General features: G+C 67.4%; 16 protein-coding genes. 7 read left to right on the top strand and 9 right to left on the bottom strand.

All coding sequences use genetic code 11. The annotated features are described in order from the left end of the window. Window positions 1–4: 4 nt before the first annotated feature. Complete coding sequence (locus ACO07K_RS21395) at window positions 5–1,492, top strand: protein adenylyltransferase SelO (protein WP_422031409.1); 1,488 nt, start codon at window positions 5–7, stop codon at window positions 1,490–1,492. Window positions 1,493–1,576: 84 nt separating this feature from the next. On the opposite strand, the gene ACO07K_RS21390 is transcribed toward ACO07K_RS21395, so the two are convergent. Both ACO07K_RS21390 and ACO07K_RS21385 read right to left on the bottom strand, forming a co-directional pair. Beyond that, complete coding sequence (locus tag ACO07K_RS21390; RefSeq protein WP_422031407.1) at window positions 1,577–3,385, bottom strand: sulfatase-like hydrolase/transferase; 1,809 nt, start codon at window positions 3,383–3,385, stop codon at window positions 1,577–1,579. A 22-nt stretch (window positions 3,386–3,407) separates the two neighbouring features. Next, complete coding sequence (locus ACO07K_RS21385) at window positions 3,408–4,883, bottom strand: cobyric acid synthase (protein ID WP_422031405.1); 1,476 nt, start codon at window positions 4,881–4,883, stop codon at window positions 3,408–3,410. A gap of 192 nt (window positions 4,884–5,075) precedes the next feature. Here ACO07K_RS21385 and ACO07K_RS21380 point away from each other — a divergent pair, with 192 nt between their 5' ends. The 3 genes from ACO07K_RS21380 to clcA all read left to right on the top strand — a co-directional run bounded on the left by ACO07K_RS21380 (window position 5,076) and on the right by clcA (window position 7,636). Continuing rightward, window positions 5,076–5,459, top strand: a complete 384-nt coding sequence (locus ACO07K_RS21380) for a cobalamin biosynthesis protein (RefSeq protein ID WP_298309883.1) — start codon at window positions 5,076–5,078, stop codon at window positions 5,457–5,459. 107 nt (window positions 5,460–5,566) lie between these two features. Next, window positions 5,567–6,208: a 5,6-dimethylbenzimidazole synthase gene (gene bluB / locus ACO07K_RS21375; RefSeq protein ID WP_422031403.1), complete on the top strand. Its 642-nt coding sequence runs from the start codon at window positions 5,567–5,569 to the stop codon at window positions 6,206–6,208. Between the two features lie 57 nt (window positions 6,209–6,265). Continuing rightward, window positions 6,266–7,636: a H(+)/Cl(-) exchange transporter ClcA gene (gene clcA / locus ACO07K_RS21370; protein WP_422031401.1), complete on the top strand. Its 1,371-nt coding sequence runs from the start codon at window positions 6,266–6,268 to the stop codon at window positions 7,634–7,636. Here clcA and ACO07K_RS21365 read toward each other — a convergent pair. The 6 genes from ACO07K_RS21365 to ACO07K_RS21340 are packed head-to-tail and all read right to left on the bottom strand — an operon-like array spanning window position 7,633 to window position 13,955. Beyond that, window positions 7,633–8,724 (bottom strand): phospholipase, encoded by a 1,092-nt coding sequence (locus ACO07K_RS21365; protein WP_422031399.1) that lies wholly within the window; start codon window positions 8,722–8,724, stop codon window positions 7,633–7,635. The genes clcA and ACO07K_RS21365 overlap by 4 nt on opposite strands. Then, the gene (locus ACO07K_RS21360; RefSeq protein ID WP_422031397.1) at window positions 8,724–10,364 is read right to left on the bottom strand and encodes a GMC family oxidoreductase; all 1,641 of its coding nucleotides are present in this window, start codon (window positions 10,362–10,364) and stop codon (window positions 8,724–8,726) included. Before ACO07K_RS21360 ends, ACO07K_RS21365 begins: the two co-directional genes overlap by 1 nt. Window positions 10,365–10,379: 15 nt before the next feature. Next, window positions 10,380–11,219, bottom strand: coding sequence for a 3-methyl-2-oxobutanoate hydroxymethyltransferase (gene panB, locus ACO07K_RS21355; RefSeq protein WP_422031395.1), 840 nt, complete (start codon window positions 11,217–11,219; stop codon window positions 10,380–10,382). Window positions 11,220–11,244: 25 nt separating this feature from the next. Beyond that, the gene (locus tag ACO07K_RS21350) at window positions 11,245–12,741 is read right to left on the bottom strand and encodes a sensor histidine kinase (RefSeq protein ID WP_422031393.1); all 1,497 of its coding nucleotides are present in this window, start codon (window positions 12,739–12,741) and stop codon (window positions 11,245–11,247) included. Window positions 12,742–12,748: 7 nt separating this feature from the next. Continuing rightward, window positions 12,749–13,558, bottom strand: a complete 810-nt coding sequence (locus ACO07K_RS21345; RefSeq protein ID WP_422031391.1) for a response regulator transcription factor — start codon at window positions 13,556–13,558, stop codon at window positions 12,749–12,751. Continuing rightward, window positions 13,488–13,955: a hypothetical protein gene (locus ACO07K_RS21340; protein ID WP_422031389.1), complete on the bottom strand. Its 468-nt coding sequence runs from the start codon at window positions 13,953–13,955 to the stop codon at window positions 13,488–13,490. The genes ACO07K_RS21345 and ACO07K_RS21340 overlap by 71 nt, the downstream gene beginning before the upstream one ends. A gap of 229 nt (window positions 13,956–14,184) precedes the next feature. Here ACO07K_RS21340 and pepN point away from each other — a divergent pair, with 229 nt between their 5' ends. Both pepN and ACO07K_RS21330 read left to right on the top strand, forming a co-directional pair. Next, the gene (gene pepN / locus ACO07K_RS21335; protein ID WP_422031387.1) at window positions 14,185–16,836 is read left to right on the top strand and encodes an aminopeptidase N; all 2,652 of its coding nucleotides are present in this window, start codon (window positions 14,185–14,187) and stop codon (window positions 16,834–16,836) included. 50 nt (window positions 16,837–16,886) lie between these two features. Beyond that, window positions 16,887–17,297: a hypothetical protein gene (locus ACO07K_RS21330; RefSeq protein WP_422031385.1), complete on the top strand. Its 411-nt coding sequence runs from the start codon at window positions 16,887–16,889 to the stop codon at window positions 17,295–17,297. Here ACO07K_RS21330 and ACO07K_RS21325 read toward each other — a convergent pair. Continuing rightward, window positions 17,294–18,865: a GMC family oxidoreductase gene (locus ACO07K_RS21325; protein ID WP_422031383.1), complete on the bottom strand. Its 1,572-nt coding sequence runs from the start codon at window positions 18,863–18,865 to the stop codon at window positions 17,294–17,296. The genes ACO07K_RS21330 and ACO07K_RS21325 overlap by 4 nt on opposite strands. Window positions 18,866–18,952: 87 nt before the next feature. Here ACO07K_RS21325 and ACO07K_RS21320 point away from each other — a divergent pair, with 87 nt between their 5' ends. Beyond that, entirely contained in the window at window positions 18,953–20,191 is a 1,239-nt protein-coding gene (locus tag ACO07K_RS21320) for a Zn-dependent hydrolase (RefSeq protein ID WP_422031381.1), read from the top strand. Window positions 20,192–20,327 lie beyond the last annotated feature (136 nt).

Raw genomic sequence — 20,327 nt, 5'->3', positions numbered from 1 at the left:
GACAATGGACGCCTTGCCGGGACTGCCGTTCGACAACAGCTACGCCAAGCTGCCGGAGCGGTTCTATGCCCGGCTGGCGCCGACGCCGGTCGCGGCACCGCGCCTCGTGAAGCTGAACGAGGCGCTCGCGCTGCAGCTCGGCCTCGATCCCCGAGTTCTCGCATCCCCCGAGGGCGTCGAGATGCTGGCGGGCAACCGTGTCGCGCCGGGTTCCGAGCCGATCGCGCTCGCCTATGCCGGCCACCAGTTCGGCAACTTCGTGCCGCAGCTCGGCGACGGGCGTGCCATCCTGTTGGGCGAGGTCGTCGATCGCGACGGCCGGCGCCGCGACATCCAGCTCAAGGGCTCGGGGCCCACGCCCTTCTCGCGCAGCGGCGATGGCCGCGCCGCGGTGGGCCCGGTGCTGCGCGAATACATCGTGAGCGAGGCCATGGCGGCGTTGGGCATCCCGACGACCCGCTCGCTGGCCGCCGTCACCACCGGCGAGCCGATCTGGCGCGACGGCGAGTTGCCGGGCGCCGTCCTCACCCGCGTCGCCTCGAGTCATGTGCGCGTCGGCACCTTCCAGTTCTTCGCCGCGCGCGGCGACACCGAGGCGCTGCGCCTGCTCGCCGACCACGTCATCGCGCGCCACTACCCGGAAGCCCGCGAGGCTGCCGAACCTTATCGTGCCTTGTTCGAGGCTGTGGTCGCCCGACAGGCGTCGCTGGTGGCGAAGTGGCTGCTCGTCGGCTTCATCCACGGCGTGATGAACACCGACAATTGCTCGATCGCCGGGGAAACCATCGACTACGGCCCCTGCGCCTTCATGGACGCCTACAATCCCGAGACGGTGTTCAGCTCGATCGACCAGCAGGGCCGCTATGCCTACGCCCACCAGCCGGGCATCGCGCACTGGAACCTGGCGCGGTTCGGCGAGACCTTGCTGCCCCTGTTGGCCGACGACAGCGACAAGGCGCTGGCCATCGCCAACGAAGCGCTGGGCACCTTCCGTGATCGCTATGTCGGTGCCCTGACCGGCGGCTTGCGGCGCAAGCTCGGCCTGTTCACCGAGGAAGAGGGCGACTCGGCGCTGGCCCAGGACCTGCTCAATGCCATGACCGACGGCCAGGCCGATTTCACCCTGACCTTCCGCCGCCTGGGCGACGCAGCCGCCGATCCCGCGGCCGAGGCCGAAGTGCGCAGCCTGTTCGCGAACAAGCCCGACTCGTTCGACGTCTGGCTGCCGCGCTGGCGCGAACGCCTGTCCCGCGAATCGCAGGACGGTGCCGGCCGTCGCGCCGCAATGAATGCCGCCAACCCGCTCTACATTCCCCGCAATCACCGGGTCGAGCTGGCGCTGACCGCTGCGGCCGAACGCGAGGATTACGCGCCGTTCGAGGAGTTGCTCGCGGTGCTGGCGCAGCCCTTCGAGGAGCGGCCGGAATTCGCCGCCTACGCCGAACCGGCGCCGGCCGATCGGGGTGTCTACAGGACTTTCTGCGGGACGTAGGCCGAGCGAAGCTCGGCCCCCGGAGCGTCAGGACATCGCTTGGCGATGTCCGGGAGCGCCGAAGAAAGAACGATCACGCATTCATCAGAGATTGACGACGCTGGGCCGCGCGTCCTTCCAGTCGATCCACCGGTCGAGATGCATGAAGCCGCCGTCGTCGGTGCCGATCTCGCGGGCGATCAGGGCGTTCAGCTTGCCGTTCATCATCGCGATCAGGTCGCGATGGCGCTCGAAGTCGTACGCAAGGTTCACGACCTCGTCGGGATCGTTCACGAGGTCGTAGAGTTCGAGATCGTTGTTGGCGCGCAGTTCTTCGAGCGTCGCCGGCGTGTTGAAGCCGTGGAACGAGAAGTAGCGGCTGAACTTGTAGCGCTCGTCGACGATGGAGCGGATGCAGACGCGCAGCTTCCAGTCGACCGGGAACGATTCGATCTTCTTGAACTGGTCGGATCGCGCGATCGATTTGTCCTGCAGGGTCTCGTAGAGGGTCCGCGTGAAATTGGCGTCGTGAACCATGAGCTGGCTGTAGCAGAACAGCGTGCCGCCGCGTCTCTGGGTGAAGCCGGGATCCACCGGCTCGCGCAGCAGGGGCGAGAAATCCTGTCCCTTCATCCGCTTCATCGTATCGGCCACCGGCGCGGTCGACTTTGCCGTCATCGCGACGACCGTCGGCACGAAGTCGAGATGCGAGGTGAGTTCGTGGCAGCGCTGGCCGCCCTTGATCTCCGGATGGACCACCAGCATCGGCACGTGGTTCTGCTGGCGGTAGGTGGTCGTGCCCTTGCCCTGCAGGCCGCCATGGCTGGCCAGCAATTCGCCGTGATCCGACGTGAAGATCACGATGGTCTTGTCGGTGAGGCCCAACCGGTCGAGCTGTTCCAGCACCTGCACGATCTGCTGATCGGCGTCGCGAATGGCGTTGAAGTAATAGTTCTGCCGCAGCCGCATGCGCCATTCCTCCTGCGGGATCAGACCGGTCAGGATGGCATTGGCGCCCTTGTAGATGCGGTGCGCCGGCACGCGGTCGGGCGTGTCGAGCGACTGCTGCCAGGTCTTCTGCAGCGGGATCTCATTCCATTCCCGCCGATAGAAGGAATCGTCCGGCGGATAATCGATCTTGAGCTTGGCCTCGACCGCCTGCACCGGCTTCTCGCCGCGCCTGTCGGTGTTCACCCACATGACGTCGTGCGGGTTCACGAGATTGACCGCGAGATACCAGGGCTGCTTCCGGTCGGTCATCGGCCGGCCCTTGGCCTTGAGCCACTGGACGGCCTGCGCCGCCGTGATCTGGTCGTACTGGTAGCCGCCCTGCGCGCCTTCGATGAAATCGCCGACGCCGGTATAGTCGTAGAAGCCGTAGTCGCGATCCATCATGGTCTCGAACAGCGTCTTGATGTCGTCGGCGTGATTCTCCATCGCCATTGCGCCGTTCAGGTGCCACTTGCCCTTGTAGGCGGTGTAGTAGCCCATCTTGCGCAGGATCTTGCCGATGGTCGGCAGTGACGGATCCAGGCTCTTCATATAGGGCACGCCGGCATTGTCGAAGATGCCGTTATGCGGCATGTGCAGGCCGGTATAGATCACTGCGCGCGAGGCCGAGCACATGTCGGCCGCGATCTGGTGATTCTCGAAATAGGTGCCTGTCGCGCGCAGCCGCTCGTGTCCGGGCAGCGGTATGGGCCAGCCCGGGCCCATGTAATGCTCCTGGTCCGTCAGGATGAAGAGGATGTTGTAGCCGCCCTCGTTCGAGCCCGGCGCCTCGGCGGACGGAAAGGCCGATTCGGTGCCGCCGGTGATGCTGGCGGGCTGCGCCTGGGCGGGCGTGTCGCAAGCGGCCGTCGCGGCGAGCGCGGCGCTGCCGGCGATGAAGGACCTGCGCGATGGATCGGTCATGGCTTCCTCGTAGAGAGCTTGCTCAACTCGTAGCATCGAATCGTGGCACGCGCGCGAGGTCGAGAAGCCGCGTACAGTCGACATGTTCTTCGAGATGATCGGCCAACCGGTCGAGCGTGTCCTCGATGCCGGCCTCGTAGTCCAGTCCGGAGCTTGCAGCGCCGATCCGCTGCAGCCAGTGACGGCGTTGGCGATCGTCGGCCAGCAGACCGTGGATGTAGCAGCCGGCTATCCGGCCGGTCGCGTCGATCGCGCCATCGCTGCCGCCGTGATCGAGGTCGAGCAGCGGACGCGCCGTCGTGGTCGTGCGGCCGACATGCATCTCGTAGCCCTTGAACGGCACGCCCTCCGCCACGGTCTTTCCGGTGACCTCGACCAGGACCTTGTCGCCGCCCAGCACGGTCTCCGCCTCGAGAAGGCAAAGCCCCTCGACGCTGCCGGGTGGTCCTTCGATTCCCTCGGGGTCGGAAACGCGCCGTCCCAGCATCTGATAGCCGCCGCAGAGGCCCAGTACGTGGCCGCCGCGGCGGAGATGCGCCCGGAGGTCGATGTCCCAGCCGGCCGCGCGCAAGGTGGCGAGATCGGCAATGGTGGCCTTGGAGCCGGGCAGGATGACGAGCCTGGCATCGCCCGGGATCGGCTGGCCCGGCCGCACGAACACGACATCGACGTCCGGCTCCAGACGCAGCGGATCGACGTCGTCGAAGTTGGCGAGGTGCGGATAGGCCAGGACGACGATCTTCACGCCGCCGCCCGGTGTGCTGTGCTCGGGCAGGCTGAGCGCATCCTCGGCGGGCAGCCTGATGGCGTCGGCGAAGTAGGGAACGAGGCCGAGCGCAGGCCAGCCGGTCCGCTCCGCGATCAAGGTCATGCCGTCGGCAAACAGGCTCGGATCGCCGCGGAAACGGTTGACGATGAAGCCCACGATCATCGCGGCGTCTTCGGGATCGATCACCGCCTTGGTGCCGACCAGGCTGGCGATGACGCCGCCGCGGTCGATATCGCCCACCAGCACGACCGGCACGTCCGCGGCCCGCGCGAAGCCCATGTTGGCGATGTCGTCGGCGCGCAGATTGACCTCGGACGCGGACCCTGCGCCCTCGACCAGCACGAGATCGGCTTCGGCGGCGAGACGGCCGAAACTGTCGAGCACGGAAGCGAGCAGACCCGCCTTGATGCTCTGATAGTCGCGCGCCCAGGTGTTGCCCACGACGCGCCCCTGCACCACCAGCTGGGCGCCGATGTCGCTCTGGGGTTTCAGCAGGACCGGGTTCATGTGGACGCTGACGGGCACGCGCGCCGCCCGCGCCTGCAGGGCCTGGGCGCGGCCGATCTCGCCGCCCTCGGCCGTCACGGCGGCATTGTTCGACATGTTCTGCGGCTTGAACGGCCGAACCTCGAGGCCGCGCCGCGTGAAGACGCGGGCGAGGCCGGCGACCAGCAGCGACTTGCCGACGTCGGAGCCTGTGCCCTGGATCATGAGCGCGCGCGCCGGCATGAGGTCTCCGATCGAGTCACAAGGGACGGGCCGTGATCGCGCGTCCCTGCTGCATGAATCGCGTTGACGCATGGCGACAGCGGACCCTAACTGAAATGAACGCGCGCCCCAAGGCGCGTGTCGGAGAGACCTCGGAATGGTGATGCTCTTTCGCCCTCGATGGCCGTCGCGCAGCCTCTGCGTGAGCCGGCGATGATCGTCGCCGGCGTCGGCTATCGGCGCGAGGCCTCGGCGGACGAGATCGAGCGGATCGTGCGCATGGCGCTCGGTCTGTTCGACCTGCCGGTCGAACGACTGGACGCGCTGGCCACGGAATCGGAGAAAGCGACCGAACAGGCCTTTGTAGAAGTCGCGCGGCGGCTGTCGGTGAGGTTTGTCGCCTGCACAGTGGACGATCTCGACCGCGTCGCGGGACGCGTACTCACGGCCTCGAAGCTGGTTCTCGCCGCAAAGGGGTTGCCGTCGATCGCGGAGGCGTCGGCCCTCGTGGCGGCGGGCCGCGAAGGCCGATTGCTGGGGACCCGGGTGGCGACCGAACACGCGACCTGCGCCATCGCCATCGGCGAAGGACGATAGAACAGTGCGATGGAACCGGGGCATCCGGTCGCGAGTTTTATTCCTCTTGCCTCCTGTCGACGGGCGACGCATCGCTCGTTCGTTCATCCAATCGATCGGTAGAGTTGATGGCGACGCATCCGCAATTCGACGCGGCCTTCCGGGCCGAGTTTCGCGAACTGGTCCTGTGGCGACGTGACGTGCGGCGTTTCCGCACCGATCCAATCCCCCGCGAGCGTATCGACGCGCTGCTGGAAGTGGCGAGCCATGCCCCGTCGGTCGGGCTCAGCCAGCCCTGGCGGTTCGTGCACGTCGAATCGCCGGAGCGCCGCCGCGCCGTGGTCGAGAGCTTCACGCAGGCCAATGAGGAGGCGCTTGCCGGCTATTCCGGCGAGAAGCACGCGATCTATGCCGGCCTGAAGCTGGCGGGCCTCAAGGAGGCGCCGGTCCACCTCGCGGTCTTCTCCGACGACGGCACCCATACCGGCAGCGGGCTGGGCCAGCAGACCATGCCGGAGACGCTGCACTACTCGGTGGTCGCGGCGATCCAGACCCTGTGGCTGGCCGCGCGCGCCGATGGGATCGGCATGGGTTGGGTTTCGATCCTCGATCCGAAGAAGGTGACGCGGGCGCTCGATGTGCCCGCCGGCTGGAACCTCGTCGCCTATCTCTGCCTCGGCTTTCCGGCCGAGGAGCATATCGATCCCGAATTGGAGCGGCATCATTGGGAAGTCCGCAGCGACCTCGGCGACATCGTCCTGACGCGCTGACACTTTGACACGCCTCCCTCGCCGGGCATTATTGCGCCGCAGCAAGGGAGGGCAGGCGTGAGTTCAGGGGATCGGCCGGCGGAGCAATCGATCCCCGATGCTTTGCTTTATTTGCTCGCCGCTCTCTGCGGAGTGGCTACCGGCGTCCTGGGCGCCGCCTTTCATCTTGTCGTCGATACGCTGGTCCGGTGGCCGTCTTGGCTGGTGGCGTACCTTGGACACGGGCCCCTGACCTTGGCCGCAGCGGCCGCGACGGCTGCCATCGCACTGGTGGCGGCCTTCTTCCTCACGCGCACCGTTGCGCCCGAAGCGGCGGGCAGCGGCGTGCAGGAAATCGAGGGCGCCATGGAAGGGCTACGCGAAGTGCGCTGGCGCCGCATCCTGCCCGTGAAGTTCGTTGGCGGCGTGCTCGCTCTGTCGTCGGGCCTCGTGGCGGGACGCGAAGGGCCGACCATTCATATGGGAGCCTCGATCGCACAGGCCATTTCCGAGCGCTTCAAGCTCAGCGAAGCGGAGTTGCGCGGTCTGCTGGCGGCCGGCGCCGCAGCCGGCCTCGCGGCTGCCTTCAACGCACCTCTGGCGGCGATCCTTTTCGTCATCGAGGAGACACGCAAGCAGTTCCGCTACACCTTGCGCTCCTACACCGCTGTCATCATCGCCTCGACGGCCAGCGCCATCGGCATGGAGCTGGTGGGCGGCACCGCGCCACAGCTCAAGCTCGACAATGCGGAGATGCCGCTGTCGCTGCTGCCGGCCTTCCTGGTGCTGGGCGTGTTCCTGGGCGGGCTGGGCATCGTCTTCAATCGCACGCTGCTGTTCCTCCTCGACTGGGTGGCGGACACGTTTCGAAAGGTGCCCTTCTTGCCAGCCCTTCTGGTCGGCGCGGCAATCGGCGCGCTGGCGCTGGTGTTGCCGCAGGCGGTGGGCGGCGGCGAGCTGCTGATCCCGGGCCTCGTCACCGCGAACCTGCCGATCACGACGCTTTTGCTGCTGTGCCTGTTGCGCTTCGTCGGCGTCATGGTGAGCTATCCGGTCGGTGTCCCCGGCGGCATCTTCGCGCCATTGTTGACCCTCGCCACCACGGTGGGCCTGGTCGCTGTATGGCTGCTCCAGACGGCCGTACCACTGCCGCCGCTGGCGGGTGCCGCGTTCGCCATCGCCGCGATGGGCGGTTTGTTTTCCGCCTCCATTCGCGCGCCGCTGGTGGGCGTCGTGCTGGCGGCTGAGTTGACCGGCGGCTATGCGCTCATCCTGCCGCTGATCGTGACCTGCGTGACGGCCAACGCCGTATCGCAGGCATTGGGCGGCCGGCCGCTCTACGAGCTGCTGCTGGAGCGCACCCTGCGGCTTTCCGGCCAGTCCGTGCCACCGCGAGTCGAGGCCGGCGTGCCTGCCCCTGTCGGCATCGACGAGGGACCCCGTCCCTAACCCGGCGTCGGCAGGAACCAGTCGAGAATCCGCGCATTCTCGTCGCGCGGATAGGTGTGCGAGAGGTCGGCGATCTCGCGATAGGTGACGTCGGCGCCGGCCTGCCTCAGGGCCCGCTCGGCGCCCTGGGCCATCTCCGGCGGAAACATCCAGTCCTGGGTTCCATGCACGATGTGGACGGGAAGACGGCGGACGCGATCGGGATCGGCGGCGGTCATCAACATCGGATGGAAGCTCGCGGCGACCGGCGCGAGGTGGGTGAAGCGGCACTCGGCGTCGAGGCCGATGACGTAGGTGAAGGTACCGCCGTCGCTCATGCCGGTCAGGAGCTGATGCGAGGAATCGACGTTCCAGTCATTGGCGACGCCGGCCGCCATGCGGTCGATCAGCGGCCCGTCGATCTCCGGCTCCATCAGCGACCAAGTACTGCCCGAAGCCGTGGGCGCCAGCACGATGAAGCCGCGCGTCCGGGCCTCGCGCACCCAGCTCCACAGGAAGGCGCCGCCATTGCCGCTGCCGCCGTGCAGCGCCACGACCAGCGGCCAGCTCCTGGCCGGGTCATAATACTCGGGCACGTAGAGCGAGAAGGCGCCGCGCGTGCCGGACGGCCCCCCGATATGCATGAAGCCCACGCCTTCCCGCGTCGGGTCGGCGGCGGCGATGCGCGCCTGCAGATCCGCGTCACTGCGCGCCGGCTGTTCGAGGAAGAAGTTGCCGACAGGTCGAAGGAACGGCGACAGCGGATAGAGTGCCTCGCAGGCCCGGGGATAACCGCGCAGGCTGCGATAGGCGGCCACGATCGGCTGCGGCGCCTCGGGAGCGCCCCGCAGACCCTGGATCGTTTCCTCGGCGAACGCCGCCGCGCGTTCGAGATGATCGCGCACCGGCGCCAGCCGCCCCGGCCAGTCGAGCGCGCGCGAAGCGGCGAGTGCGGGCGCCAGATCGTCGTTGCGGCCGGCGAGGGTCTCGACGATCTGCGGGAGCGTCTGCGGCGAGAGGTGCCGGCTGGCGAATTCGATCGCGTGCAGTGCGCGCAGGGTCGCGGGTACCAGCGCCGAGAGGGCCTCGGTGGCGGCCTCGTCGGCCATCAGTCCTTCAGCATCACGGCGTCGAGTGCGGGCTTGCCGCGGATCATGTCGGCTGCCTTCTCGGCGATCATCAGGACCGAGGCGTTGAGGTTTGCCGACGGCATGGTCGGCATGATCGAGGCATCGACCACGCGCAGCCCTTCGAGCCCGCGCACGCGCAGCTGATCGTCGACGACGGCGGTGGGGTCGGTGTCCGGCGCCATGCGGCAGGACCCCATCAGATGGAACGTGGTCGTGCCGCGCTCCTTGGCGGCCTGCATCAGGTCGGAATCCGATTGCTTCTCGGCACCGGGGAATTCCTCGCGGTCGTAGTACTTGCTGAGCGCCCTGGAGCCCAGCAGCCGCCGCGCCAGCTTCATGCCGGCCAGCAGCACGCGGCGGTCGCTTTCGGCGCCCAGGTAGTTCGGCTGGATGATCGGATGCTCGAACGGATCGGCCGAGCGCGCGCGGACATAGCCGATCGAATCGGGCCGCTGCTGCCACGAGGCGATGGTCATGCCGGGGAAATCGTCGAGCGTCGATTGCACCCCCTCCTTGTAGCTCGCGGGCGTGAAGGTGAGCTGCAGGTCGTAATTCTCGATGCTCTCGTCGGATTTCCAGAAGACATAGATCAGCGTCGGATTGAGCGTCAGCAGTCCCTTGCGCGTCGTGACGTATTTCAGGACCTCGCCGGCCAGGCGCAGTCCCTTGGAGCGCTCGTTGATGCTCGTGGCGTTCTTCACACGCGCGACGAAGCGCGGCGCATAATGGTCGCGCAGATTCTCGCCCACGCCCGCCAGCTCGTGCTTCACCTCGATGCCGAGCGACTTCAGCAAGGGGCCGGGGCCGATGCCCGAAAGCTGCAGGAGCTGCGGCGAGTTCACCGTGCCGCCGCTCAGGATCACTTCCCGGGTGGCGCGTACTTCCATCGGCGTGCCGGTGCGGCCTCCCTTGCGGTAGCGCACGCCGACGGCGCGCTTTCCCTCGAGGACGATCGACGTCGCCTGCGCGTGGGTGCGCACGGTGAGGTTGGAACGCGACATCGCGGGATGCAGATAGCCGCGAGCGGCGCTGACCCTGCGGCCGTTCCTGATGATGCGCTGGACGTAACTCACGCCCGCCTGTTTCGTGCCGTTGTAGTCGGGATTGCGCGGGATGCCCTGTTCCACGGCACCTTCGATGAAGGCTTCGCACAAGGGGTCGCGCCATTCGAGGTCGGTGATCGGCAGGTTGCCGTCGCTGCCGCGGAACGTGGCATCGGCATCGCTCGCCATGCGGTGCTCGCTGCGGCGGAAGTAGGGGAGTACGTCGGAGTAGCCCCAGCCGCGGTTGCCGCGCTGGGCCCAGCCGTCGAAGTCGAGGCGCTGGCCGCGATTGTAGATGTGGCCGTTGATCGAACTCGAGCCGCCCAGCGTCTTGCCGCGCGGCGCGGCGATGGCACGGCCGCCGGTCCATTCGCTGGGCTCCGATTTGTAGAGCCAGTTCACCTTGGGGTCGACCAGCGTGTACATGAAGCCGGCCGGGATGTGGATGAAGGGATGCCAGTCGCGCGGGCCGGCTTCGAGCACGCAGACCGTGACGTTGGGGTCCTCGCTCAACCGGTTGGCCAGAACGCTGCCAGCCGAACCGGCCCCCACGATCACGTAGTCGAAACTCTCCATCCGGTCGATTCCTCCCTAGGATCGGGATTGACCACCGGATTTGGGCAGGAAGCAATGCTCCATCGCGGGAAAACCTCGGCTCCGCACATCGGCCGCATAGGCGGCGGCGGCCTCGGAAATCCTGCCGCCGAGATCGGCATAGCGCTTCACGAACCGCGGGGTGAAATCGCTGAACAGGCCGAACACGTCTTCGGACACCAGGATCTGGCCGTCGCAGGCCGGCGAGGCGCCGATACCGATGGTCGGAATCGGCAGCGACCTGGTGATGGCGGCCGCCACCGGCTCCAGCGTGCCTTCCAGCACGATCGTGAAGGCGCCGGCCTCGGCCATCGCCTCGGCGTCGCGGGTCACCTGCTGCGCCTCCTCGTCGGAGCGCCCGGTCGCCTTGAAGCCACCGGCCACGTTCACGGCCTGCGGCATCAGCCCGACATGGGCGCAGACCGGAATGCCGCGCTGCACGAGGTAGCGCACGGTCTCGGCCATGACCTCGCCGCCCTCCAGCTTCACGCCGCTCGCGCCTGTCTCGGACATGACGCGTGCGGCGCTGTGGAACGCCTGCTCCGGGCTCGCCTGGTAGCTGCCGAAGGGCAGGTCGACGATCACGCAGGCGTGGCTCGAGCCGCGCATCACGGCCGAGCCGTGGGCGATCATCATGTCCAGCGTGACGGGCAGCGTGCTGTCGAAGCCGTAGAGCACCATGCCCAGCGAATCGCCGACCAGCAGCAGGTCGACATGCGGATCGAGCCATCGCGCCATCTGCGTGGTGTAGGCGGTGAGACAGACGATCGGCTCGCCGCCCTTGCGGGCGCGGATCTGCGGCGTGCTCACTCTCTTGGCTGCGGTGACGGCGCTCATGATCTCCTGACCTTTCGAAAGCCGGCTAGTGGATGACGAACCGGGGCAGCACCATCGTGACCGAGAAGCCGCGGCTTGGGCGGTTGGCGACCTTCACCTGGCCTCCCAATGCCTCGACGTTGCGGCGCACGATCCAGAGACCCAGTCCCGAATGCTTGACGCTGCGATCGCTGCCTATGCCATCGTCGGGACGCGATGAGAAGTAGCGTTCGAACACACGTTCGATCTTCTCGGGGTCGATGCCGGGCCCTTCGTCCTCGACGCTCAGTTCGACCGTATCCGTCGACGCGTGCAGCGAAACGGTAACCGTCGTGCCGCCGGGCGAAAAGCTGATGGCATTCTCCAGCATCGCCTGCAGGGCCGCTTCCAGCATGCCTGCCGCGGTGCGAACCGCGATATCGCGCTGGAGCTTCAGGACGAGGCCGATCTCGCGCGCTGCGACGATCTCCTGGACCTGCCGCGCCGCCTCCTCGACGAGGGGCGCGAGTTCGGTCGGCATGCGCGGCGCGTCGATCATGTCGGCCGTTCCCATGTCGTGGCGCTGCGCGGCATTCACGAGTCCGAGCAGGCGCGCCAGCGAGGAGTCCACGATCTCGAGTGCCCGCCGGGCGCGCGGGTCGTCCTCGGGAACGGCGCGGTGTACCGGGCGCAGCGCCGATTGCACGGCGGCGAGCGGCGTCTTGAACGCGTGCGCATTGTCCTCGGCGGACTGGCGAATCTCGCGCGACACGCGGCGCAGCTCGTGCACCAGGCGGTCGAAGTCGCGCGCCACGCCGGCGAGTTCCGGGACGGTGTTGCGCTCGACGAAGGTCGCATCGACGGCGCGGCCCAGCGCGATCTCGTCGGCCACGTTGCGGAAGCGGCGCAGGCTGAGACGCATACCCAGCGCCACCAGCACGGCGAGCAGCGCACCCACGAGATAGATCGCGGCGGCGATGCGGACCTCGCGGGTTTCCCAGTAGGGGCGGCCGATCGACGTATTGAGGAAGTCCGACGCGACGTGGGTCGTCGTCAGGATCCAGCAGTTGCCGCGGGCGCGGATCGGAATGATCGAGGTCAGCAGCTCGACCGTGCCGTCGGCGCGGCGGTAGCGCATCTCGTCGGAGGCGTTCCACGTGCAGGCCTCGGACAGGCGTTGGAGGAGCCCGCGCTGGCTGAGTTCCTCGAGTTCCGCGCTCACCGCCTCGGGCGCCAGCGGCGGCGCCGAGCCCACGAGAAAGAAACGGCTCGCCGAACGCGCCGCCGGCGGCTGGTACATCAGCTTCAGAACCGTCCCGCTGCTCGCATACTTCTCGAGTTCGCGGTTCATGTTCATGGGCGCCGCCGGATCGGTGTCGCGCAGCACCGGCGCCAGCGCCTCGGCGATCAGCGCGCTGCGATCCTGGATGGCACGCGTCACCAGGTTCCGCATCTGGCTGTCGGCGCTCTCGAACTGGCCGTAGAGCACGATGGGCAGCGCCACGAACAGGCCGATCAGCGCCACCAGCTTCAGCGTCAGCGAAGCGGTGAGGCGGCGCAGCACTGGAAGGCTAGTCCTTGCCCCAGCGGTAGCCGAACGACTGGTAGTTCTGGATCTCGCTGAACTCGGGATCGATGGCGCGGAACTTGTTGCGGATGCGCTTGATGCAGGACCGGACGTTGGTCCGGTAGCCGTTCTCGCCGCTGCCGGCGATGAAGCCCACATAGTGCATGCAGTCGTAGACGGCGCGGTAGCTCACGTAGCTGCCCACATTGGCCGCGAGCGTGTGGACGATCTTGAATTCGGTCACCGTCAGATTGAGGTCGGTTTCGTCCCAGTAGGCGCGGCTGACCGTCGGCTTCAGCAGCAGGCGGCCGCAATGAAAGTTGCCTTCGCCATCGGCGGCCATCGGCTTGCCGGCGCGGTCGGCGATCAGGCGCAGGCGGCGCGCGAGGATCGGCACGCCGCGCGATTTGTCGACGAAGTCGATGGCGCCGCGATCCAGCGCGAGCTGCTCGTAGTTGGGCTCGCTGTGGCCGGTCAGGAACACGACCGGCAGGTTGATGCCGGCGCGCTTCAGCCTGGGCAGAAGGTCGATGCCGGAGATTCGCGGCAGGCCCCAGTCGAGCACGACGATCTCGATGTCGTCGGCCGTCTCCAGGAACTCGACGAGGCCGGTCCCGTCGGCGAAGGCCGCGACGTCGAATCCATGGTCGCCCAGTTCGAGGCTCGCGGCCTCGCGGAAGTCGTCATCGTCCTCCACGAAGGCGATGCGCACGCGGCGGCCCGCTTCGACTCCGGCCTCGATCTCAGCGTCCGGCTTGAATCCGGGATTGGAGCTGGGCCAGGCAGAACCGTCGTCCTTCGTCTGTGTCGTCATCGCTCTTCACCTTGTACGCGAGGGTTCCGTACTGTTTGGTTTCGACATCCGGGTAGAGCTGGATGTCGAGCGTGCACTTGCCGTTGCGATAGCGCCATTGCTTGCCGGGCGGATGCGCCTCCTCGCTGGTCGGCGGCCCCAGCATCGCCCGCAGTTGTGACTCGCGATAGCCCGTAAGCACCGGCGGCGGCACGTCCGCAGCGGCAACCACGGGAACGGTAGCGGCCGCCGCGGCAGCGTCAACGGCGGGGACGCCAGCGGGCTTCGGCGCGACACGCGCCGCCGCTGGCTTGACGGCGGGCGTGGGCTTGCGGGCGCTCGCCGAGGCAGGAGGCGTGGGCGACGTGAGACGCTCGAAATCCGCACGCATCGCATCGCATCCGGACAGGAGCAGCAATCCCAATCCTGTGCCGAGGGTTCGTGCTGCCAGAGTTCCAATCGTCATCCGCACCCGAGAAGCCTCTTGAAGCCCTAAAGCGGTCATGTGGCGGGTTTGCGGCACGAACCCGTGCCACAGTCGCGCGGTCCGGCCGGGGCCGCGCTTCGACCGCATGAGGATTGCGGCGAACCGTCACCGGGGGCAAGCCCGATTTCCGTGGGGGCCGCGGCTGTCGTATTGAGATGCCATGGACATCAGCAAGGACATGACCGCCACGCCCCGGGCGATTCACCGGGCCGATTACACCCCGCCGCCCTTCCTGATCGACACGGTCGATCTCGATGTCGAGCTGGGACAGGAGACGACCAAGGTCGTCGCGCGACTGGTCGTGCGACGCAATCCCGTGGCGGCGGCCAGGCCCGCCGATCTGGTGCTCGACGGCAAGAAGATGGAACTCGTGTCGGTCGTGCTCGACGGCAAGCCCGCTGCTTACGAGGTCGGGCCGGAGACACTGGCGATCCGGGGCGTGCCGGATGGGTTCACTCTGGAGATCACGACGCGCCTGCGGCCGCAGGACAATACCGAGCTCACCGGCCTCTACAAATCGCGCGACCTTTTCTGCACCCAGTGCGAGGCCGAGGGCTTCCGGCGCATCACCTATTTCCTCGACCGTCCCGACGTGATGGCCCGCTACACGACGCGCATCGTGGCCGACCGGACGCTGGTGCCGGTGCTGCTGTCCAACGGCAATCTGGTCGACAGCGGCGCGCTCGACGAGGGCCGGCACTTCGCCACGTGGGAAGATCCGTTTCCCAAGCCCTCCTATCTCTTCGCCCTCGTCGCGGGGCGCCTCGATTGTCTCGAGGATCGTTTCACGACGCGCTCGGGTCGTGAGGTCACGCTGCGCATTTACGTTCGCCCCGGCGATGTCGGGCGCTGCGGCCATGCGATGGAGTCGCTGAAGAAGTCGATGAAGTGGGACGAGGATGTCTACGGCCTCGAGTACGATCTCGACACGTTCATGATCGTCGCCATCGACGACTTCAACATGGGCGCGATGGAGAACAAGGGTCTGAACGTCTTCAACTCCAAGCTCGTCCTCGCCAATCCGGAGACGGCGACGGACCTCGACTATCACTCGATCGAAGCGGTGATCGCCCACGAATACTTCCACAACTGGACCGGCAACCGCGTCACCTGCCGCGACTGGTTCCAGCTCTCGCTCAAGGAAGGCCTGACCGTCTTCCGCGACCAGCAGTTCTCGGCCGACATGGGATCGGCCGCCGATGCAAGGATCGACGATGTCCGCCGCCTTCGCGCCGGCCAGTTTCCCGAGGATGCGGGGCCGATGGCCCACCCGGTGCGGCCGGACTCGTATATCGAGATCAACAATTTCTACACCGCGACCGTGTACCAGAAGGGCGCCGAAGTGGTGCGGATGATGCACACGCTGCTGGGGCCGGAGCGCTATCGCAAGGGCATCGACCTCTATTTCCAGCGCCATGACGGCCAGGCCGTGACCTGCGACGACTTCGCGAACGCCATGGAAGACGCGTCGGGCGTCGACCTTGCCCAGTTCCGCCGTTGGTACGCCCAGGCCGGCACGCCGGACGTCAAGGTCGAGGGCAGCTACGACGCCGCGGCCCGGTCCTACACGCTGACGGTCGGCCAGAGCCTGCGACCCACGCCCGGGCAGCCCGACAAGAAGCCGATGCACATTCCGCTGTCCGTCGGGCTGCTCGACGGCGCGGGGCGCGACCTGCCGCTGCGGCTTTCGGGCGAAACCACTGCCGGGGGCACGACGCGCGTGCTGGACGTGCGTGCGCCGCGCGACGTGTTCGTGTTCGAGGACGTGCCGGAGAAGCCGGTCGCCTCGCTGCTGCGCGGCTTCTCCGCGCCGGTGAAGCTCGAGGCGCCGCGCTCCGACGACGAGCTGACGTTCCTGATGGCGCATGACAGCGATCCGTTCGCGCGCTGGGAAGCCGGCCAGCAGCTCGGCGCCCGGCTGATCCAGCAGCTGGTGGAAGCGCGCAAGACCGGTGGTCCGATGGTGGTGCCGGACCACTATGTCGATGCCATCCGACGCACGCTGGACGACCAGCGGCTCGATCGATCCTTCATCGCAGATGCCGTGACCCTGCCGGGCCTCGCCTTTCTCGGTGAGCTCATGCCGGAGATCGACATCGACGGGCTGTGGGCGGCGCAGCAGCGCGTCCGCTCCGTCCTGTCCGAGCGGCTCGGCGATCGCTGGTCCTCTGTGTACGACGCGGCGCATGCTGCGGGTCCGTATCGCTTCACGCCCGACGAGGTGGGACGCCGGCGTCTGCGCAGCACCGCGCTCCAATATCTCTCGACCGATAAAGGCGAGGCGGCGCGGCGGCGCGCCGTCGCCTACTTCGAGGGGGCGGGCAACATGACGGAGCAGGTGGCGGGACTGAGCGTGCTCGCGGAGCTGGGCGGCGCCGAGGGCGAATCCGCGCTGGCCTCCTTCTACGAACGTTGGAAGGACGAAGCGCTGGTGCTCGACAAGTGGTTCGCGATCCAGGCGCGGACGCCGACCGAGGGGACGCTGGAGCGTGTGAAGCGCCTCGTCGATCATCCGTCCTACGACCGCAGGAATCCCAACCGCGTTTATTCGCTGGTCGGCGCCTTCGCATCGGGCAACCCGGTGCAGTTCCACGAGGTCGCGGGTGGCGGCTACCGCTTCCTGGCCGACCAGGTGCTTGCGACCGACAAGCTCAACCCGCAGATCGCGGCCCGGCTGCTCGGCCCTCTCGGGTCTTGGCGGCGCTACGACAAGGGCCGGCAGGTGCTGATGACCCGCGAGCTCGAGCGGATCGTGGCGACTCCCGGCCTGTCGCGCGATGTATTCGAGATCGCCTCCAAGAGTCTGGCCTGATGCCGGCCGAGGCCGGTTGAATGGTTGCCTTCTGGGTGCAAGAATAGAACATGGCAATGAACAAGAAGCTCGTCGTGTCGGGCGTGGCCGCGGCGATCCTCGTGATCGCGGCCTATGTCTTCGCGCAGATGTTCCTGTACGGCGATTCGGCGGTGGCGCGCGCCGAGGCGCAGTACGCGGCCTCTCCTCGACCCTCCCTCTCGGCGGGTGACGCGGCCTGCGCGTCGCAGCATCAGGAAAGGCCGGGCGTTGCGACCTGGGACCTGCTGGCCGACGGCTACGAGATCAAGGCCGCCGTTCCCGGCGGCCTCTGGCTGCAGAAGAGGAAGGACGTCTTCTACTGCAATTCCGGCATCGTTCGCGACGACGAGACGATGTGCTGGAAGATCCGGGCGCCGCTCAGGGGTCAGAACTGCGCCGATGCCATCAACAAGGCGCGCGCCAAGGACCTCCGCGGCTAGGCATTGCGCGGACGGGAGCGTTTCAGCGCGTCCGCCATCTTCTCCGCGATCATGACCGTCGTGAAATGCGTGTTGGCGCGCACCACGGTCGGCATGATCGACGCATCGATCACGCGCAGCCCCGAGCAGCCGATCACGCGGCATTCCGGATCGACGACTGAGAGTGGATCGTCTACCGCGCCCATGCGGCAGGTGCCGCTGGCGTGCTGGGCGTCGGAGCATTCGGCGAACATCCAGTCGTCCATTGCCTCGGCCTCGAACGGGTCTTCGATCGAACGTCCCGTCATGCCGTACTCGACCCGAGTCGAGATCGACTTGAAGGCGGGCTGCAGGCAGAGGTCGCGCATCCGCTGCACGCCGTCGCGCATGCGTACAAGATCGCTCTCATCCGACAGCATGCGCTCGTCGACCTGCGGGTCGATGCCGGCGTCGCGCGTGGTGATGCGGACCGTGCCTTCGCTGAAGGCCTCGAAAGCGGAGACGGCGAGGCGTGCGCGGGCCGTGCCGCCATCCTCCTCCGGCCGCAGATTGCCGGCGATCATGATCATGTCGTTGACGCCTGCGCCAGCCAGTTCCGAAGAATAGCGCAGGCAGCAGTTGGTGTGGCGATGCATCAAGGTGCTCACCCGCGCATCGTCGCGCAACTCGAGCATCAGGCCGAGGATCGGATGATCCAGCAGGTGCTTGCCGACCGGCCGGTCGGCCACGACCTCGATCCCCAGGGCGCCCAGCCAGTCGCGCGGGCCGATGCCGGAGCGTTGCAGGATGGCCGGCGAATGGATCGCACCGGCCGACAGGATGACTTCTCGGCGGGCCCGGACGTGCCGCGCTTCGCCACCGACCTGCACGCGCACGCCGCTGACATGCGGCCGGTTGCCTTCGAACTGCAGCGTGTCGACGATGGCTTCGCCGACGATCGTGAGGTTCGCGCGGCCACGCGCCGGCTCGAGATAGCCGTCGTTGGTCGAGATGCGCAGTCCCTCGCGGCTGTTGATCGCGTAGGGTCCGACGCCGCTGCCGGTCGGCGCATTGTGGTCATCGCACCAGGGATAGCCGAGGCCCAGCGCGGCTTCCCGCAGCGCGCGATCGACGGTGCCCCATTGATCGATCGGTGCGCGATAGACCGGCAGCGGGCCGTCCTTGCCGTGATAGGGCGCATCGCCGAAATCCATGTCGGTTTCGAGCTTGCGGAAATACGGCAGGCAGGCCTCCCAGTCCCAGCCGGTGGCCCCCATCGACGCCCAGTCGGCGAAATCCTCGGGGATGCCGCGGATGGCGATCTGGCCGTTGATGGTCGAGCTGCCACCGATCGCCCGGCCGCGCCATAGCAGCTTGGGTTCCTGGCGCTCGGTGCGCCGCGCCAGCAGCTTGGGGTAGCGGTAATTGTCGTCGCCGATGGCGCGCAGCGGATTGGGAATGCGCAGATGGTGCGGCGTCTCGGCGGTGCGGAAATCGCGGCCGGCCTCGAGCAGCAGGACCCGGATCGCCGGATCCTCGCTCAGCCGGGCGGCGAGGGTCGCGCCGGCCGAGCCGCCGCCGATGATGATGTAGTCGTAATCGTCGTCCATGATCTCCCATCGCCTTCGCTGGCTGGCACGCTTCTTGGTTAGAATGCCACCACCCGTTCAGAAAGCCGCACGCAAAAGGAGCGCCGCATGGTCGCAAACGTCCTGGAGGTCAATCCCGAGCGTCTGTGGGAGAGCCTCGAACGGTCGGCGGAGATCGGACGCTTCCGCGACGTCGGCCTGCGCCGCCTCGCTTTGTCGGCCGAGGACAAGCAGATGCGCGACCTGTTCGTCGATTGGGCGAAGGCGGCGGGATGCGCCGTCGAGATCGACCGGCTCGGCAACATCTTCGCGCGGCGGCCGGGCACAGATCCGTCGCTGCCGCCGGTCGCGATCGGCAGCCATCTCGACACCCAGATCTGCGGCGGCCGCTACGACGGCATCCTGGGCGTGCTGTGCGGACTCGAAATCGTGCGGACGCTGAACGATCGCGGCCTGCAGACCAAGCGCGGCATCGAGGTCATCTGCTGGACAAACGAGGAGGGCGCGCGCTTCAACCCGCCGATGATGGGCTCGATGGCCTTTGCCAAGGTGATCACCCTAGAGAGCGTGCTGGCCACCACCGACGATGCCGGCATCACGGTCGAGCAGGCGCTCGACGAGATCGGCTATGCCGGATCCGCGCCGGTGGGTCGCGAATTCGATTCCTATCTCGAGCTGCACATCGAGCAGGCGCCGGTGCTGGACCGCGAGGGCTGCGACGTCGGCATCGTGGTCGGCGGCTACAAGACCCAGGCCCTGCGGCTCACGATCAACGGCGATACCGGACATGCTGGCGGCACGCCGATGGCGCAGCGGCGCAACGCACTGGTCGGCGCCGGCTATGTCATCGCCGCGGTCAACGATATCGGCCTCGCCTACGCCGCCGACGAGGGCCGCACCACGACGACCCGCATCGAGAGTTTCCCCAATCTCGCGGGCACCTATGCCGAGCAGGTCAAGCTCACCATCGACTTCCGTCATATCGATGCCGACCGCTTCAAGGCGATGCGGGCCGAGGTCGATGCCGCGATCGCTGCCGCGGCGAAGAAGGCCAATGTCGAGATCGAGGTCGCCGAGGGCTGGAGCTGGGGCAGCGAGCTGTTCGCGCCCGAATGCATCGAACTGTTGAAGTCGACGGCCAACGAGCTCGGACTGCCCTATCGCGAGATGAGGAGCCAGGCGGGGCACGACGCCTATGCGGTCGCAACGATGGCGCCGACCGCGATGATCTTCACGCCCTGCTTCGAGGGCATCAGCCACAATGTCAACGAGGCGATCGAACTCACCCGCTCGGTGCCGGGCGCCAACCTCCTGCTGAACGCCGCCGTGACCCGGGCGAACCGCTGACTCAATCCTTCTCCCCGCCCGTGTTGGGGGAGGAGACGAAGCGGCATTGGATCCGTGGCATGGCTTTTGCGTCGATCTTGCAAAGACTGTTCGCGATTCGCGGCCCGTAACAACGGGCTTGTGCATGGGGGTGCAG

It is taken from the genome of Reyranella sp., from assembly GCF_965228225.1.
Classification (GTDB): Bacteria; Pseudomonadota; Alphaproteobacteria; order Reyranellales; family Reyranellaceae; genus Reyranella.
The sequence above is the reverse complement of the archived record's forward strand: the minus strand, read 5'-3'. Positions and strand labels throughout refer to the sequence as shown.

Excerpts from the sequence above, each read along its gene's own strand:
- ACO07K_RS21360 (WP_422031397.1), bottom strand. The coding sequence starts at position 10,364 with ATGGAGAGTTTCGACTACGTGATCGTGGGGGCCGGTTCGGCTGGCAGC.
- ACO07K_RS21395 (WP_422031409.1), top strand. The coding sequence starts at position 5 with ATGGACGCCTTGCCGGGACTGCCGTTCGACAACAGCTACGCCAAGCTG.
- panB (WP_422031395.1), bottom strand. The coding sequence starts at position 11,219 with ATGAGCGCCGTCACCGCAGCCAAGAGAGTGAGCACGCCGCAGATCCGC.
- ACO07K_RS21390 (WP_422031407.1), bottom strand. The coding sequence starts at position 3,385 with ATGACCGATCCATCGCGCAGGTCCTTCATCGCCGGCAGCGCCGCGCTC.
- ACO07K_RS21380 (WP_298309883.1), top strand. The coding sequence starts at position 5,076 with ATGATCGTCGCCGGCGTCGGCTATCGGCGCGAGGCCTCGGCGGACGAG.
- ACO07K_RS21365 (WP_422031399.1), bottom strand. The coding sequence starts at position 8,724 with ATGGCCGACGAGGCCGCCACCGAGGCCCTCTCGGCGCTGGTACCCGCG.
- ACO07K_RS21325 (WP_422031383.1), bottom strand. The coding sequence starts at position 18,865 with ATGGACGACGATTACGACTACATCATCATCGGCGGCGGCTCGGCCGGC.
- ACO07K_RS21385 (WP_422031405.1), bottom strand. The coding sequence starts at position 4,883 with ATGCCGGCGCGCGCGCTCATGATCCAGGGCACAGGCTCCGACGTCGGC.
- bluB (WP_422031403.1), top strand. The coding sequence starts at position 5,567 with ATGGCGACGCATCCGCAATTCGACGCGGCCTTCCGGGCCGAGTTTCGC.
- ACO07K_RS21345 (WP_422031391.1), bottom strand. The coding sequence starts at position 13,558 with ATGACGACACAGACGAAGGACGACGGTTCTGCCTGGCCCAGCTCCAAT.
- ACO07K_RS21320 (WP_422031381.1), top strand. The coding sequence starts at position 18,953 with ATGGTCGCAAACGTCCTGGAGGTCAATCCCGAGCGTCTGTGGGAGAGC.
- ACO07K_RS21330 (WP_422031385.1), top strand. The coding sequence starts at position 16,887 with ATGGCAATGAACAAGAAGCTCGTCGTGTCGGGCGTGGCCGCGGCGATC.
- pepN (WP_422031387.1), top strand. The coding sequence starts at position 14,185 with ATGGACATCAGCAAGGACATGACCGCCACGCCCCGGGCGATTCACCGG.